General features: G+C 61.5%; 11 protein-coding genes and 1 pseudogene. 7 read left to right on the top strand and 5 right to left on the bottom strand.

The features are described from left to right. Window positions 1-5: 5 nt before the first annotated feature. The 4 genes from J5Y06_RS05335 (at window position 6) to uxaC (ending at window position 4,244) form a co-directional block, all read left to right on the top strand. Complete coding sequence (locus tag J5Y06_RS05335; protein ID WP_209333999.1) at window positions 6-986, top strand: C4-dicarboxylate TRAP transporter substrate-binding protein; 981 nt, start codon at window positions 6-8, stop codon at window positions 984-986. A gap of 65 nt (window positions 987-1,051) precedes the next feature. Continuing rightward, window positions 1,052-1,543: a TRAP transporter small permease gene (locus J5Y06_RS05330; RefSeq protein WP_209333998.1), complete on the top strand. Its 492-nt coding sequence runs from the start codon at window positions 1,052-1,054 to the stop codon at window positions 1,541-1,543. Continuing rightward, entirely contained in the window at window positions 1,540-2,832 is a 1,293-nt protein-coding gene (locus J5Y06_RS05325) for a TRAP transporter large permease (RefSeq protein ID WP_245247568.1), read from the top strand. The genes J5Y06_RS05330 and J5Y06_RS05325 overlap by 4 nt, the downstream gene beginning before the upstream one ends. 2 nt (window positions 2,833-2,834) lie before the next feature. Continuing rightward, window positions 2,835-4,244, top strand: a complete 1,410-nt coding sequence (gene uxaC / locus J5Y06_RS05320; protein ID WP_209333997.1) for a glucuronate isomerase — start codon at window positions 2,835-2,837, stop codon at window positions 4,242-4,244. A 61-nt stretch (window positions 4,245-4,305) separates the two neighbouring features. Here uxaC and J5Y06_RS05315 read toward each other — a convergent pair. Continuing rightward, window positions 4,306-4,428, bottom strand: a pseudogene (locus J5Y06_RS05315) (GapR family DNA-binding domain-containing protein); the annotation flags it as partial. A 521-nt stretch (window positions 4,429-4,949) separates the two neighbouring features. On the opposite strand from J5Y06_RS05315, the gene J5Y06_RS05310 reads away from it, so the two are divergent. After that, entirely contained in the window at window positions 4,950-5,255 is a 306-nt protein-coding gene (locus J5Y06_RS05310) for a hypothetical protein (RefSeq protein WP_209333996.1), read from the top strand. 331 nt (window positions 5,256-5,586) lie between these two features. Here the strand turns inward: J5Y06_RS05310 and J5Y06_RS05305 are convergent, their stop codons facing one another. From J5Y06_RS05305 to J5Y06_RS05290, 4 genes are read right to left on the bottom strand one after another with little or no spacing between them, the layout of a single operon-like run. Further along, window positions 5,587-6,588, bottom strand: coding sequence for a hypothetical protein (locus tag J5Y06_RS05305; RefSeq protein WP_209333995.1), 1,002 nt, complete (start codon window positions 6,586-6,588; stop codon window positions 5,587-5,589). Continuing rightward, window positions 6,506-7,282: a hypothetical protein gene (locus J5Y06_RS05300; RefSeq protein WP_209333994.1), complete on the bottom strand. Its 777-nt coding sequence runs from the start codon at window positions 7,280-7,282 to the stop codon at window positions 6,506-6,508. The genes J5Y06_RS05305 and J5Y06_RS05300 overlap by 83 nt, the downstream gene beginning before the upstream one ends. Window positions 7,283-7,287: 5 nt before the next feature. Further along, window positions 7,288-10,737, bottom strand: a complete 3,450-nt coding sequence (locus tag J5Y06_RS05295; protein WP_209333993.1) for a VPA1269 family protein — start codon at window positions 10,735-10,737, stop codon at window positions 7,288-7,290. An 8-nt stretch (window positions 10,738-10,745) separates the two neighbouring features. Beyond that, on the bottom strand, window positions 10,746-12,287 hold the full coding sequence (locus J5Y06_RS05290) for a hypothetical protein (RefSeq protein WP_209333992.1): 1,542 nt from the start codon (window positions 12,285-12,287) through the stop codon (window positions 10,746-10,748). 371 nt (window positions 12,288-12,658) lie between these two features. Here J5Y06_RS05290 and J5Y06_RS05285 point away from each other — a divergent pair, with 371 nt between their 5' ends. Together J5Y06_RS05285 and J5Y06_RS05280 are read left to right on the top strand one after the other, a co-directional pair. After that, on the top strand, window positions 12,659-13,711 hold the full coding sequence (locus J5Y06_RS05285; protein ID WP_209333991.1) for a DNA cytosine methyltransferase: 1,053 nt from the start codon (window positions 12,659-12,661) through the stop codon (window positions 13,709-13,711). 278 nt (window positions 13,712-13,989) lie between these two features. Next, a complete protein-coding gene (locus tag J5Y06_RS05280) occupies window positions 13,990-15,372 on the top strand; it encodes a DNA cytosine methyltransferase (RefSeq protein WP_209333990.1) in 1,383 nt (460 codons plus the stop codon). Window positions 15,373-15,467: the final 95 nt, after the last annotated feature.

Raw genomic sequence — 15,467 nt, 5'->3', positions numbered from 1 at the left:
CACACATGCTTCGCTTCAAAACACTGACCCTCGCCGCTGCACTTCTTGCATCCACCTCCGTGGGTGCCTTGGCCCAGGTCCAGTTCGCCCTGTCCACCTCGCAGAACGCCACCGACCCCCTCGCAATAGCGATGGAAGAAGCGGCAACCCGCATCGAGGAACGCAGCAACGGCGAAATCGACGTCACCGTGTATCCGTCGTCGCAGCTCGGATCCGACAACGACGTCCTCGAGCAGATCCGCAATGGTGCTGCCGTTGCGGTTCTTGTTGATGCCGGACGCTTGGCGCCATTCCAAAAAGAGCTCGGCATCCTGTCGGCACCTTATCTGGTTGACGACTGGAAGCAGTACGCCGCCATAACGGCGTCCGAACCTTACAAGAAGTGGGTGGAAGAACTCGCCTCGTCCACCGGTCTGCGGCTTTTGAACTACAACTGGTTCCAGGGCACTCGGCAGATGTTCACCAAAGCGCCGGTGACCAAGCCTGCCGATCTGAGCGGCGTGCGCGTGCGAACCATCGATGCGCCGGGCTGGCTGGCAACAATCAACGCGATGGGTGCCACCGCTGTGCCAATGGCATGGTCGGAAGTGTATTCGGCTCTGCAGCTCGGCGCGATCGACGGCGCGGAAGCCCAGCTGACCGGCGCTTACGGCATCAAGCTTCATGAAGTCACCGGCAACCTGGCTTTCACCAACCATGTGCAGCTCTTGACCGGCCTCACCACCTCTGAAGCCTGGTTCCAGGGCCTCACTCCGGAGCAACAGACCATCATCTCGGAGGAGTTGCAGAAAGCAGGTGACGAGGCTTCGGCCGCAACCGTTGCCAAGGGTGAGCAGGTGCTCGCTGACATGAAGGCTGCGGGAATCGTGGTCAACGAGGTCAATCCTGAAGATTTCCGCGCCTTGACGACGGGCGTTTACGAGCAGCTCGGCCTCGAAGATGCGCGCGCCGAGTTGCAGCCCTTCATCGACGCAGCCAAGCCCTGAGCTGACAAGCGGCGCGGCGGAAGCCGCCGCGCCGGCCAGCATGACGGGTGAGTGGGAGGACAAGCATGGGTAAGACCTTTGATCGCATCGAGGAGATCATCGCGATGATCTTTCTTGGCGGCACGGTGTCGGCGGTGATCATAGGCGCTGTGGGTCGCTCAGTCGGGCATCCGGTGCCGGCCGGCAACGAGATCGCCCAACTCCTGCTGATCTGGACGGTGATGCTGGGCGCTGATCTGGTGATCCGCCGCGGGGAACACATCCGCATCTCGAGCCTGCCCGACGCGCTGTCGCCGAGCGGCCGTCGTATTCTGCACCTCGTTTGTGTCGCCTGCATCCTTGCCTTTCTCAGCTATTGCGGCTGGTTAGGATGGAACCTCGCAATGTCCAACTGGGCGCGTGAAATGGGAGCCTCCGGGCTTTCCTATGGCTGGGTGACACTCGCCCTGCCCGTGGGGTGTGTCCTGATGATCATCTCGCTCATCCGCCGGATCGTGCTGCGCGGAATGCTATACGCCATCGAGCCCGACAGCCGACAAGGGGAGCAACTGCTTTGATTTCGTTCGCGATCCTGTGCCTGGCACTGGGTTTCATGGTGATCGGAATGCCCGTGGCTTTTGCCATTGGCGTCGCGAGCCTCACTTATTTTCTGCTCCCCACGACGTTCATGCCTGATGCAACGGCCGTGCAGCGGATCATTGCATCGAGTCAGTCCTTTCCGCTGCTGGCCGTGCCATTGTTCATCCTGGTGGGACATCTGATGAACGGATCCGGCATCACGGAAAGGATGATGACGCTCGCCTCGACCTGTGCCGGCTGGATGCGCGGTGGACTTGCCCAGGTCAGCCTTTTGCTTTCGGCCCTGATGGGCGGCATCTCTGGTTCGGCCGTGGCCGATGCCGCCATGCAGTCGCGCATCCTCGGTGCCCCGATGATCAAGGAAGGCTACACCAAGGGCTTCACGGCTGCCCTTCTTTCCGTGGGCGGACTGATCACCGCCACCATCCCGCCCAGCCTTGGCCTGATCCTGTACGGCTTCCTGGGCGAAGTCTCGATCGGTCGATTGTTCATCGCCGGGATCGTGCCCGGTGTGCTGCTCACGATTGCCCTCATGACCGCGACCGCATGGATTGCCAGATCGCGCGACTACAAGCCGGTGGTCGAGCGCGCGCCTACGTTCCGTGAAGTTCTGTCGGCCATCAGAACCAGCTTCTGGGCCATCCTCTTTCCGGTCTGGCTGATCGTCGGCATCCGCTTTGGCATCTTCACGCCATCCGAAGCCGGCGCCTTCGCAGTTGCTTATGCCCTCGTCGTCGGCTTGCTGATTTATCGCGAGCTTTCGCTGGCTTCGATCGTCGATGCACTCGTGCTTTCAGTACGAGACATCGGCATGATCATGTTCATCATTCTCCTGTCCGGCGCCTTCGGCTATGTCATCACCTTCGAGCGCGTGCCGCAAACACTTGCGCAATTGACCCTGGGGCTCTTTTCTTCGCAAACCGCGCTGCTTTTCACGATCTCGGTGTTCCTGCTGCTTTTCGGAATGCTGGTCGAGGCAACGGTGATCGTCATGCTCCTGACGCCGATCCTCGTTCCGGTGATCACGGCCGCGGGGATCGACCCCGTGCATTTCGGCCTGATCATGATGACGCTGGTGACCTTTGGCGGCATGACGCCGCCCGTCGGCGTCTCGATGTTCACCGTGTGCGGCATCCTGAACTGTTCCTACAAGGAATATACGCGCGAACTGATCCCTCTCGCCGCTGCCGTTCTGGCGGTAGTGGCGGTGATGATCCTCTTCCCCGACGTGGTCATGTTCCTGCCCAACCTGATGATGGGGCGCTAACCATGGCGCTGCATCCTGATCGCCTTTTTCCGGCAGACGCGACGACGCGGACGATTGCCCGCGACCTTTACGCGAGCGTCGCGGACCTTCCCATCGTTTCGCCGCACGGCCATACCGACCCGCGGTGGTGGGGTGAGAACCCGGCGTTTGCGAACCCGGCCGAACTGCTGGTGATCCCCGATCATTATGTGGTGCGGATGCTGGTCAGCCAGGGCACGCCCTATGAGGCCCTCGGCATCGGGAAAGAAGCCGAAACGGACCCACGCAAGATCTGGCGCACTTTCGCAGCGCAATACCATCTGTTTGCAGGCACGCCATCGCGCTTGTGGATCGACCATTCGCTCCAAACGGTGTTCGGCCTAACTGAACGGCTGTCACCCGCTAACGCGGATGCGCACTACGATGCCATCGCGGAAAAGCTGGCGGAGCCTGATTATCGTCCCCGCGCGCTTTATGACCGCTTCAACATCGAGGTCATCGCCACGACGGATTCGGCGCTGGATGACCTGCACCACCATCGCCAGGTGCAGGGCAGCGACTGGAATGGCCGCGTCGTGCCCACCTATCGACCCGACGCGGTGATTGATCCCGAAGCCGATGGTTTCGCGGCCAACCTGGACAAGCTTGGAGAGATCACCGGCTGCGACACCGGAACCTGGCAGGGCTATCTCGACGCACACCGCGCACGCCGCGCCTTTTTTCGGGAAATGGGAGCAACCGCAACCGACCATGGCCACCCCACGCCCCACACGGAAAACCTCGGAAGGGCCGAAGCAGCGACGCTGTTTGACCGGGTTCGCGCAGGTAAGGCATCAGCGGCCGATGCGGAACTGTTTCGCGCCCAGATGCTGACCGAGATGGCCCGCATGTCGGTGGACGACGGCATGGTGATGCAGCTTCACCCTGGCTCGTTTCGCAACCACAGCCCCCAGGTTCAGGAACGATATGGGCGCGACCGGGGCTTCGACATTCCGGTCCCGATTAGCTTCACGACAGCGTTGAAGCCGTTGCTCGACGTCGTGGGAATGGACCCGCGCATGCGGCTGATCCTGTTTACGCTGGATGAAACGACCTATGCCCGCGAGTTGGCACCGCTGGCCGGCGCGTACCCGTCCCTGCGCCTGGGTCCACCTTGGTGGTTCCATGACAGTTTCGAAGGGATCCGCCGGTTCCGCGAACGGGCGACCGAAACCGCGGGCTTCATGAACACGGTAGGCTTCAACGACGATACCCGGGCGCTGTGTTCCATCCCGGCCCGTCACGATGTCAGCCGCCGCGCCGATGCTGCCTTCCTGGCGGAACTCGTCACAACGCACAGGCTCGACGAGGAGGAGGCGCACGCAATCGCGCCGCTTCTGGCGGGCGACCTGGCGCGGGACGGTTACCGTCTGACAACCGCGCCCGCTGCTTGAGCCGAGCGAGAGTCACGTTCCTGCCGGCCATCCTTTAAGGAAAAGCCAGCGGAAACGGACGTCAGGCCATGCCGAGCGCGTTCATGTAGAGTTCCAGCAGCGCCTCGGCTTCTTCACGCTCCGCCTGATCCTGCTTGCGCAGGCGGATGATCTGACGAACGGCCTTGGTGTCGAAGCCTTTTCCCCCCTACGCTTAAGTGTGATCCCGTCATAGAGCTCCCACGGCAGCTATCGGGGGCGGCGCGCAATCCATTTAGCGCTGTAGCCGTCCCCGATAGCGGCTTCGGCCAGGCTCCTGTTCGGGGGAGTGACGGTATGACAGATGCTTTCTTGTCAAATGCCGTTCAAGCCGCCTGCCAGGTGGCAGCAGCGCCCAGAATGCAGTCGGGCGGTTGGCTGGCAACCGAGATTTGCCTTTGGTAGCTTATGCAGCAACGGAGTCGACGAGGCGTTTTCGCCTGCAGTTTTTGTCATCAGGAACCGCCGAACCGACGCTTCCTGTTAACTGCGGGAGGACGGTTCAAGCGCGCGCTTACCATCTACCCGAAGCGCTACCCTGTCGATGCAAGCCTTCCTCCTGCTTTGACCATCTGCAGATACCGTGACCGCAGCAAAGCACGACAAACCTGCTTGCATCGCTTCCAGATCGGCATCACGCTTCCTGGGCGGCGACTTCGTAGCCGCAACTGACAGGAGGAAAGCATCATGTCGATGAACCAACAACAGTACGCGCGCCGGAGGTTCGTCCGGTTCATGGAGCAGCAAGCCGCAGGTAAGGCGCTTACCTGGCATCAGCTCAAGGCCGGATTTGATGTGGATGTCTTCATCCAGCTGGCAGACGGGAGGACGCTGAGCATCCTGAATCCAGACGAAGGCTGGGTCGCAGTCGATCGCTTGTCACGAGAATTCTTGATCAACCCGGACAACGAAGAGCTGTTTTACCAGACCGATGACGAGGAACTCGACGACGACGGCCACACAAAACCAAGCGGCGACTATTTCATGGCCTGAACGACACCTCGAGCGCACCCGACCTAAACTAGCGGGACGGCCCCCAACGCTGTGAAGCGGATGGCAGATAACCGGAACTGCGGTTACGTTAAAGATCTCGATAGGGCTATCCGCTCGGCGCGCTGGTCGGATGCGTCACAGACTTCGGGAGGACCGCAGGAGCCGACTGGCTTCAGTCACCCGGTCAAAGGTGGCTCGCGGTTCTCTTCCGGGCCGGATCATGACTCGCTACAAGTTGTTGCCCCTACGTACCTGCGCGAAAGGCTCGGCCTTGGCGAAAGGATCCGGGTAGATTAGAACGCCGTGCGCCAAGCCTAATCTTCCGCATGCATCAGGAGGCGGTGGCAGTGCAGTCCGGTTTCGCGAAGCATGCCGCTGCTGCTTCCCATCTCTGCCTTGGTGCCTGCTCCGGGAACCCACCCTCGTGGCGATCTGCCAGCTCGACCGCCAATGCCTCCTCCCATTCCTTGCTCCCGAGTGCCTCCGGAAAGGTTTCGAGGAACTTGACCGGGTCCGAGATGACACCTGCTTCGTTGTCCAGCATCCCAATAAAGTCGCTCCGCAGGACGGGCGACCAGCGGTGCCAGTCCATGGCAAGCGTCCGGTCGAAACCTTCGTGCCCCGAGGCCAGCATCGAGCGGAAGGTTGGTATTCCCATCGGTTCCTTTGCCACCAGCGATATCGCTTCCCGCAGCGAGGCGATGGTGATGTCATCGCACTGCAGGGAGGAGACCACTGCCACGAGCCGACGTGAACCGACAAAGGCGAAGAGGTCACGCTGTCGAGCGACGAGTATCTTTCCGCAATCCTGCACAAGCGACCTGACACGGCCTTCGAGCATGTCCACCAATTCCCCCGCGCCTTGATCTTCTTTCAGGCCGCCTAGCAGTTCCATGACGTGATCCATTCCCGCCGCCACTGCCTGTTCGGGGCTCGCGTACCAGAGCGCGACGAAGATATGAGCGGCGGTGCTGTTTGGCATCGCCGTTCCCCAAAGGACTTCATGAACGGCCCTGAATTCCGGCTCGTTGACCCTGAAGCCCGCCTGCATGAGAAAGGTATCGATCCTGGACGGTACGGAGCCACGCCCGCCGGCCAGCAGGCTGTATTCGGCAAGCTTCCAGTTCGGTCTAGCGTTCATGATTTTGTCTGCCACGCTGGCTAGGATGGTCAAGTCGGTTTCGAGGCTTGCAGCAGCAGTCGGAATGTGATGACTGCCCGACACCCGGGAGGCGCCTTCCCGGAAACAACTATCCGCTGCCTTTCTCGCCGGAAAGCCGGGCCAGCAGACCGATTTCTTCGGGGTACACGAGATCCAGTCCTGGCGGACCATCCATTTTCACGGCACCGCTGGCATGCATCAGTTCGAAGTCCGCGAGGACGCGGTCATCCCGCAGCCGCGCCACCAGTTTCCTGAGTGTACGCATTTCTTCCGGAGTGAGCACCCCCGGTGAGGCGCTGCCCGCGACTGCTGTCGGGGAGGCATTGCCCTTCAAGAGTTCCTCGACATTCAGCGCAGGCATCCTGCTGAGCGTCGCCGCCAGGATGTCGTAGTCGCGCTTCCACTTGCGGGCATCCGCGAGGGCGAACCGAAGCGTCTGTCGGTCGGTCAAGCTCTCGATGCCATCGACGATCCGCTCGACCTCGACCGAGCGCGCTCCCCGGCTCTTCGGCTTCGCAGGCTGGCCCTCGACGAGCTCCTGATGCCGCAGGTCGACGTATGCCTTCAAGTCCTTGTCAGCACGGATCACCGTGTCCCAAGGCCCGACCCATTCCGTCTTGGGACCGTCCAGATGGGCGCGGAGCTTGACATAGGCGTGCACGGTCCGCGAGTTGATCTTCACGAACTGCGGATCGAACTTTGCACCGTGCATCTTGGCCTTCTTGGCCAGCTTGTGGGCTTCTCCGGAGACCATGTCGTCGCAGGCAACGACGACGCGGGCCAAGGTTCCGAGACGCGTCCGGTTGCCGCCGGCATCGGCCTCGAGCTTCTCCATCACCTGCTGGGCGGTGATTGCTTCGACCATGTCGCTCATGCTGCTTCGTACGTGATCTGAGGCGTTGCCGATGATTCCTCGAGGATGGCCGTGACATGGTCCCGCAGGCGGATCTGCGCATCCGAGTCGAGCCTGATGGAGCCCTGCACCAGCTGCTGGAACTTGGATGCCTCAGGGAATGCTTCGATCAAGGCATCCCCGATCCTGATGAAGGCGTTTTTCTCGTTCTGCTCCGGCATTCTGTAGAGGAACTCGGCCAAGCCGTTCGCCTTCATGATCCGGTTCGTCATCTTCTTCCAGTTCTCTTCGACACCGTGGGGGATCTCCATGATGGAAGCAGGCAGGATCTGTGTTTCCTTGACCAGCATATGCATGAGCTGGAAAGGATGCGCCTCGCTGTAGCCGTAGCCGACCTGCCCGATGTCGAGATCAGGCGATGCTGGCAGCATGATGTGATCGGCTGACCGCCCCTTCTCGGCTGCCACGGCAGCCATCTCCATGCACTTGCTTAGAATCTGGTTTTCCATCCCGAGCTCCTTCGTAAGATCGTCGCGGAACATGGTTTCAAGGTCGCGGCTGGCTTCCAGGACGTGCGGATTTTTCCCCGCCTCGCGTATACGGGCGATTTCGTTCGACAGTTCCTGCGACCGCTGTCCCGAAAGCCAGATCTCGGCCATCAGGTTGTTGATGCGGTTCATGATGCCCGGAAGGAAATGCGGCCCCGTGACGCGGAAGCGGCATCCGGAACAGGCTTTCGGCCGCCAGACTGGCTTGTATTTCCCCTCCCCCACCTTCTCGCCGCCTTCCGAGCACACGCCGCCAGGACAGATGCCGTGCTGCATCACGTCGAACGGTGCCCTCGAACCCCGCTTGACGTGATTGCGCATGAGGTCGGCACCGACATGGTCGGTGACGAACTCGGGCCGGATCGCCTGGTCGGCGAGCTCCATAACCGCCGACCTGTCGCCGGCGGCCAGCCTCTCGAGCGCTTCGCTTCGGGCTGCAAACAACATCTGCAGCGCCCCGTGAAGCGTTGCGCTGCGACGGGCGTTGTAGTGCCAGGTCATGACCCAAGTGGCATGGCCTACGAGGTCGCGGACGATCTCGGGGCTCACCCCCGCTTCTATCAGGTTCGACACCATCGTCACTCGGAGGGCGTGGATGCCGAAGATGACCTTGTCGTCCTCGACCAGCGGATAGGGACGGCCATACAGTGCGTCCACTTCGTCCTGGACCGACAGCAGGAGGGCCTTCCAGTAGGCCCGCACCCTCCCCTCGGTGACCGCCACGTTCGTCTTCTTGCTGGGGTCACGGAAGAGGGGGTAGATCTTGTCGAACCGCTCGACATTGCCCCGCGTGGTGCTGACGACACCCTCTTCGGCCCTGCTGACGATGTGGCGGATGGGATTGTACCTGGCCTGAAGGGCCTTCATCCGCTCGACTGAACTGACGACGTGCTTGTCCGTCCAGGGAAGGACGAACCTTCTTCCGGTCTTGTTGATGCCGACGTACATTCCGATGATCTGGCGCTTCTCAAAGCCCGGTATGTCCACGACGCGCAGAAAGCCCTCTTCGCGTCCCGGGGTGGCGCAAGGATGCGGATTCGGGACCATCGCCATGGTTTCGACAGCCAGGATCTTCTCGTCGCCTTCGCCGCTGTCGATCCAGCGCCCGCTGACGTTTCTCATCCCGGAGTTGAGGGCGATGTCGACGATGACCGCTACATCCGGCCAGAACACCGTTTCGTACTCGCCCGTCTCGGTGTTGCGCAGCGTGTGCCAGCACTGCTTTCCGTCTCCGAGGCCACGCGCGAAAGCGAAATCGTTCTCCCGGTTCTTGCGGACGAGCAGTTCCCAGACTTCCTTGTCCAGCGCCTTGCGTGGTGTCACGTCGAGACGACGTACGTCTTCCCGGGTGAGCATGTCATGATCCGGATCGACCGGATTGTCTTCTCCCTCGAACCCGTCGCGGACTGCGGCGAGGTGGAAAGCCTTCCTGAGCTGCTGCATGGCCCGGTTGCCGCGATCCGCTGACTTCCCGGTGAAGAACGCGTTCAGGAACACGTAGAAGGTGCGCAGGTTCTCGTCGCGCATGTCGTGGATATGGAGCCGTCTCTTGATCGAACGGAAGTCTCTTGGCGCCTCCTCCGGCTCGAGCGTCATCAGGTATATCAGCCAGATGTTCAGGGCATCCTCTACCTGCTTGATCGCCTGGACATCGAACAGGGTGAGCATGGACCGCAATTCGCGGGCCCAGTTTCTCACATGAGGCGGTACTTCCGTGACAGGTTCGCCGAGCAGGCGGGTGGCGAGCCTTGTATTTTGAGGCGTCGGGCTGTTCGTCCAGTTGAAGGCATCCACCCCTGATTTATCCAGCCTCATCGTATGGAGGAACAGCGCGCTCTCCTGACGTTCCCCGTAGTCGAACCCGAAATGCTCGGTCGCGATCCGGTAGACGGCGTTAATCGAACTGGTCAGGTTGTTCTGGGTGTTTCCAACAGCCTTGAAGCAGCTCAAAGGGTACCAACGATAGTCCCCCGGGTCGCTGCCCGACAGGCCGGGCGTTGTCTCAGACCAGGTGTTTCCCGCGAGACCGGCGATCGTAAAGGCCTGGAGCGAAAGGACAGCACCGGAATGCCTTTGATCCTGGTGGTAGCGGAAAACCTTGTCGGCAAGCTCGCGGTACCTGTCGGGAACTGACAGTCGGGAGACGAGCGGGATCAAGCGGGCCGGATAAAGGTAGACGATCCTCGCTACGTATCGTGCGGGCCATAGCCAGATGCCACGTTTTGCAAGGAACTGGGCAAACCAGCTGGGTGCATAGACGATCTTCTCCTCAATGCTCGCGTGGCGCTTGGTGCGGACATCCGGATCGCCCATGAACCTGTCCACCTGCTCGGCGAGAACGTTCAGGAACTGGAGAGAGTCGGTCGCCTTGCGTAGGCTCGCCTGAATGTCGCTCCATCCGGCCCGGCTTCCCTGTGCGGTAAGCAGCCATTCATCCACGTCCTCGATCTCGACGACGGCATCGATGAAGGCGCGCTGCTGTTCCCGGGTCATGGCGAGCGCATAGTCTTCGACCGAACCGTTGCCGCGGACGATCCGGGTGCGCTTCTTCCCGTGCGGAGTGGTATCGGGGACCAGGTCGAGCGCGATCAACGCCTTTGCCATCGCGCTCTTGCGGAACTGAGCTGACTTGGCGGGGCTGCCGCTCGTCAGCATGCCGAAGAGCACGTTCTCCCGGCTCTCGGCTTCCTTCTCCCGAAAGCCCAAGCGGCCGAGACTGCGAACGATCTCGCCGTAGGGCTGAAGCATCAGCTCCTTGATGGCTGCCCGCAGCTCCCGATCGAACTCCTGCCAGAGTTCCTGAAGTTCCGCGACGCTCGGTGTCCGCAGCAGGACCATGCGGTCCGTGTTGTTGAAGTAGCTTCCAGCTTCCTGGTCGGAGGTGGCGACGTTCACATCGTCGCGGAATGCGAGTTTCAAGTTTGGCCTCATTCTTCGGACTCGTCGTTGCCGCGATGTGAGCGAGCGCCATCGCGCAGCTTCAGCATCGCGTTGTTCCCGTCTTCTGCATGTTTGCCGTAGGCGAACTGGCTGTCGATGCTTTCCTGGCGGAGCATCAGCTTCATGATCTCGGGACTGGCCTTCAGAACCTCCTTGGCGTACCAGCGGTAGAAGTGCCGCAGCCCGTGGAGATGCGCCCCGGCCTCCTCGTGAGGCCTGATCCCCACCCTCACGCAAGCGCGGTCGAAGGCCTTCTCCATGTTCCCGATCTTGGATGGCTCCCCGCGGTATTCGGCGTTTCGCACGTTGATGAACAGGTACGGATGCGCGTGATCGGTTTTGAAGATGCGGTGGTAGTGAAGGATTTCCTGTACGAGGAGTTCGTATTCAGCCGCCTTTTCCAGGCAGGTCCAGGTGCCGTGCGTGATCTGAAGTTCGGCATTGAAGACGGACATGCCTTTATGTCCGGCGCGCACGGCATCCAGTTCGTCAGGCCGTGGAAGCAGTCCGTAGTCTCCGGCCAGGACCTGCTCGCGTGTGCGGAACGAATTGCGACGCAGGTCCATGGACCCCGTGTACGTCGATTTCCGCGGATCCGCGAAGATCACCAGCGGCCCGGCGACGGGCGCTTCAAACAGCCGAGGCGCGTACGATGCATCGAGAACGTCGCAGCGCCACTGGTTGAGCAGTTCGCTGATGCGGGGACCGAGATAGGCGAGCTCCATCCACGTCGCCTTGAAAACAGGGTTCTTCTCGCCATCGATCAAGCTTTCGACCTGATCGATGGACATGGTCGTGCTGTTGTCTGATTTCTTCACGCCCTTGCGGGCGGCCTTCTTCAGGCTGCGCGGCGGCATCGGCCTGTCTTCGCCGAGGAGATCGTGCCAGCGTTGACGCTGCGCGTTCAAATGGGACAGGAGGTCGTCGCCGACGAGCTTGCGGTCCACCTTGAGCCAGATGTCGCTGCTCGACCTGAAGGCGCTCGCCATCATGGAACCCGAGCCTGTATAGGCGCCGCAGTACCTCGCGAAGTCCACGAGATCCCTGAACTCGGTCAGAACGGTCGTATAGCCGACAGGCTGCCAGTGATCGAAGAGCCTTTCCTTGAGGTCATGCGGAGTGCTGATCCGCGCCATCAGGTACTCCCAGACTGAAAGGTCCATCGCTCCGGGAACGGCCTTCAGTTCCCCCAGCACGTTTTCCACGAACTCGAATAGCCGACCGACCGAATTAAGCCGACGTCGGATTTCCTTGTGCGGGACATCGTTCCTGGCGAGGTGCCTGGACCAGTTCAGCGCCTCGTCCGGGACCACGACCTCTCCTTTGTCCACGCGGACCGCCAGGACAGGCAGACTGATCAGCTTCGTTTTCCGGCTGGTGCGGCCATCGAAAGCAAGGGGTTCAAGAAGGTACGGAAAGTCGATCACCAGACATCCCACAGTCGTTTCTGCGTCTCCGGTCCTTCCGTCGCGTTCCAAAGCCCCCGCTTCGCCTGCCTGCTTCTCCCCGAGCGGGTCGGGCGCTTCCATGACAATGTCCTTCCGTGCAAACACGGTCGGAAGGGCTACGGCGTCAGATCTTAATAAAGCACCGGCGCCGCCTGCCTGATTCGGCCGCGGCCGCATCGACTGCCCGCGCGACGCTTCTTGGAACGTCCCAGGAGAATCTGCTCGCAAGAACTCATGTGACCCGACCCACCTGAAGCAGGCAGCGGTCGCGGCGGGCCTGCACGGAGCACCTGTTCAGATCCGGATGGGATGCGGATCCGGGCCGCGTGAGTCGCACGTCCACGGAAACCATGGGATACCAAGATGACGCCTTTCCGCTCGGCATCCTCCCTCGGAAGTGAAAACGTTGAAGGATTCGGACCGGTCGGCAACACGGCCTACCGCGCCGAGCTGTGTACGACCGCTTCAACGACCTCGGCTACGACAGCAGGCTGCTGACGATTCGGGCTTACGACTACGGGCTTGCTCAACGGCATCTCCGCGTTGCGCTCGTCGGCTTCCGTGACGGCCTTCTCGAACGTTTCCGGATGCCGCCCGTGCCCTCTGCGGAGGCCGATCGCCTGACCTTGGGAGAAGCGCTGCGCGACATCGTGGCCAGGAACCGCTGGGAAGGAACGGAGGCCTGGGCGAATAAGGCTTCCATCGTATCGCCAACGGTCATCGGAGCGGCATCCACATCCAACAAGCTCGGGTTCGCGTCCATCTACCAGAAAGAGGAGTGGGAGGTCGCCGACATCGACTCGACCGTGCTTGCCGAGGAACCGCCGATGCCGGGCCACAAAGGACACTTCCGGCTGACGGTCGAGATGGGCGCGCGGCTTCAAGGCTTTCCCGACGACTGGAAGTTCGCCGGAACGCCCGACCTCCAGAAGAGGCAGATCGCGAACGCGCTGCCGCCCAGGAGGTGGCTGGCGGATCGCCTGGACTTCGGCGGAACGCGCCGGGCCTGGCTGCACGACGGCAAATACACGTCGACACATATGGAGGTACTGCATGAGTGGCCCGCCGATGTCGATTTCTTCACCAACGGAGAATTCAAGCGCCTCTTCGGCCGCAGGAAAATGCGCAGGCGCTTTCCATGCCACGAGTGCGTGGATGCGGGCGACACGCGTTACGCAGGATTGAACAAGCCGGAGTGCGCGACCGCCTGTCTCGGTCCTTCAGGAAAGTCCATCGCCTGCATCATGTGCGGATGTGACTTCGCGGTTCAACGCGCGAACTGCCAGCACTGCGACGGCGACGTGCTGGGTGCGAACGATGACGACTTCGTGGGCCGATGTCACACGTGCGGGATGGTGGCGATGAAGACGAGGGAGATCCCACTGTCCTGCCTACGCTGGCTCCACTCTCCCCGTTTGCGGAACCCGAAGACCTCTGACCTGCGCGGGAACCATATCAGCTCCTCTGGCTGCCGACGCTCCCCCCGAGCGGCCATTATAGGTTGACTGAAGCGCGTCGATGCTGAAGCGGCATGTGCAGCAGCGCTTCCGCGCAGAATACGTAGTACCGGAGACTTGCAGGGCCGTGCAAACAGGTCCCGAAGCATCGAACGACATCGGCCGTCAGACTTCCGAATAGAAGTCGTCACGACAGCACAATAGTTTCATCCGACGATAAAGGGCGAAGCACTCCATTACCTAGCGTCATGTCCATATGGTCGGCTATAGCTTCCTTAACCAAGTCATGTCATCCCCGTCGCCGCATCAACGGGCGGCAGAATCACTTGTATCTGGAAGTTGCCGATGCCTTTTCAAAGGCACCGCCACCGACACAATCCGGACGCGGCTTGGCAGCGGTGGAACTTTACTCCGGCGCGGGCGGTATGTCGCTGGGTCTCGCCGAGGCCGGGTTCGAGATCCTGAGGGCCTATGACCATAGCGCCGCGGCCGTTGCGGCCTATAACCGGAATATCGGTTATCACGCGGTCGCTGCCGACCTGACCAACATGGCGACAATGATCTCGCAATTGGTCGCCCTCAGGCCCGATCTCGTGGCAGGTGGACCTCCATGCCAGGATTTCTCTTCGGCCGGTCCGCGAGCCGAGGGAGACCGGGCGAACCATACCCGCATCTTCGCCTGCTACGTGTCATGCATAGGACCGGAGTGGTTCATCATGGAGAACGTGTCGCGTGCGCGGAACTCCGATGCCTGGAAAGACGCACGCGCTATGCTCTCGAGAGCAGGTTACGGGATGTCGGAGATGGTCCTCGATGCCTCGTTCTATGGAGTGCCGCAGAAACGGAAGCGCTTCATCGTGATCGGTCGTCGGGGCGAGCGCGACAACTTCATGGATGCTTCCATCCGCAATGCCGCCGCTCCCGAACCCATGCCGCTTCGGGCCCTGTTCGGCAGCAGTATCGGCGACCACTTTTACAGCCACCCGCGCGCTGCCGACCGCCGTGGCGTCTGGTCGGTCGATGGCCCCGGACCGACCGTCAGGAACGCGCGCCGCCCGCAGCCCAGGAGCTACGAACCTCATCCTAACGACTCGAACTTCGCCGAGGCCCAGGCGATCTACATGCGGCCTTTCTTCGACGGCCGCGGCGTCTGGAGCCTAGACGAGAGTGCTCCCGCGATCGTCCGCACTTCACGCGAGAAGCCCCGACAGTCTTACCTCGACAAGCCGCATCACGGCGATCCCAGTCCCGCATCGACCGCCTACGTTCTCACGCAGTCGGATGTCTCGCTCATCCAGGGTTTTCCGGTATCTTGGGACTGGTCCGGCAGCCTGAGCCGGGACGTAGACCAGATGATCGCCAACGCGGTCCCGCCGCCGCTGGCGCGCATCCTCGGCTCCGAGATACTGAAGAGGCACTTCGGCGAAAGCTCTCCGGAGGTTCCGGGCAATTTCGGCCAATGGCTTGCCAAGACGGGGAAGAGACCGCAGGTAGTGGCCAATGTCAAATGGCGAGCGAAGCAGGCCTGGCAGCTTCTAGGGGGACGCGATCTTCGATGCCGTGGCGCGGAAGCCTTGGCTTTGGAAGAAGCGATGAGCCGGGAGGGCTTACCGTGCGCGAAGAAATCCGACTTCAGGCGGGCCCTGCGGGACTTCAGGGACTGGCAGGAAAACGTCTCGTCGAAGCGAGGTAGGCATCCGGCCAGATGATGCGCCAGGACGCGGGACGACAGGGAACCGTAAGTACAAGGTTCACTCAAGCTCCGTTCACCCGATCACGAAGCGGTGCAGCCCTTTCCGGAACA

Source organism: Tianweitania sediminis, from assembly GCF_017813335.1.
In the GTDB taxonomy this organism is placed as follows: Bacteria; Pseudomonadota; Alphaproteobacteria; order Rhizobiales; family Rhizobiaceae; genus Tianweitania; species Tianweitania sediminis.
This window is presented reverse-complemented; position numbering and strand designations above follow the sequence as displayed.

Coding starts and splice junctions, on each gene's coding strand:
- J5Y06_RS05335 (WP_209333999.1), top strand. CDS start 6: ATGCTTCGCTTCAAAACACTGACCCTCGCCGCTGCACTTCTTGCATCC.
- J5Y06_RS05330 (WP_209333998.1), top strand. CDS start 1,052: ATGGGTAAGACCTTTGATCGCATCGAGGAGATCATCGCGATGATCTTT.
- uxaC (WP_209333997.1), top strand. CDS start 2,835: ATGGCGCTGCATCCTGATCGCCTTTTTCCGGCAGACGCGACGACGCGG.
- J5Y06_RS05310 (WP_209333996.1), top strand. CDS start 4,950: ATGTCGATGAACCAACAACAGTACGCGCGCCGGAGGTTCGTCCGGTTC.
- J5Y06_RS05305 (WP_209333995.1), bottom strand. CDS start 6,588: ATGGTCCGCCAGGACTGGATCTCGTGTACCCCGAAGAAATCGGTCTGC.
- J5Y06_RS05300 (WP_209333994.1), bottom strand. CDS start 7,282: ATGGTCGAAGCAATCACCGCCCAGCAGGTGATGGAGAAGCTCGAGGCC.
- J5Y06_RS05290 (WP_209333992.1), bottom strand. CDS start 12,287: ATGGAAGCGCCCGACCCGCTCGGGGAGAAGCAGGCAGGCGAAGCGGGG.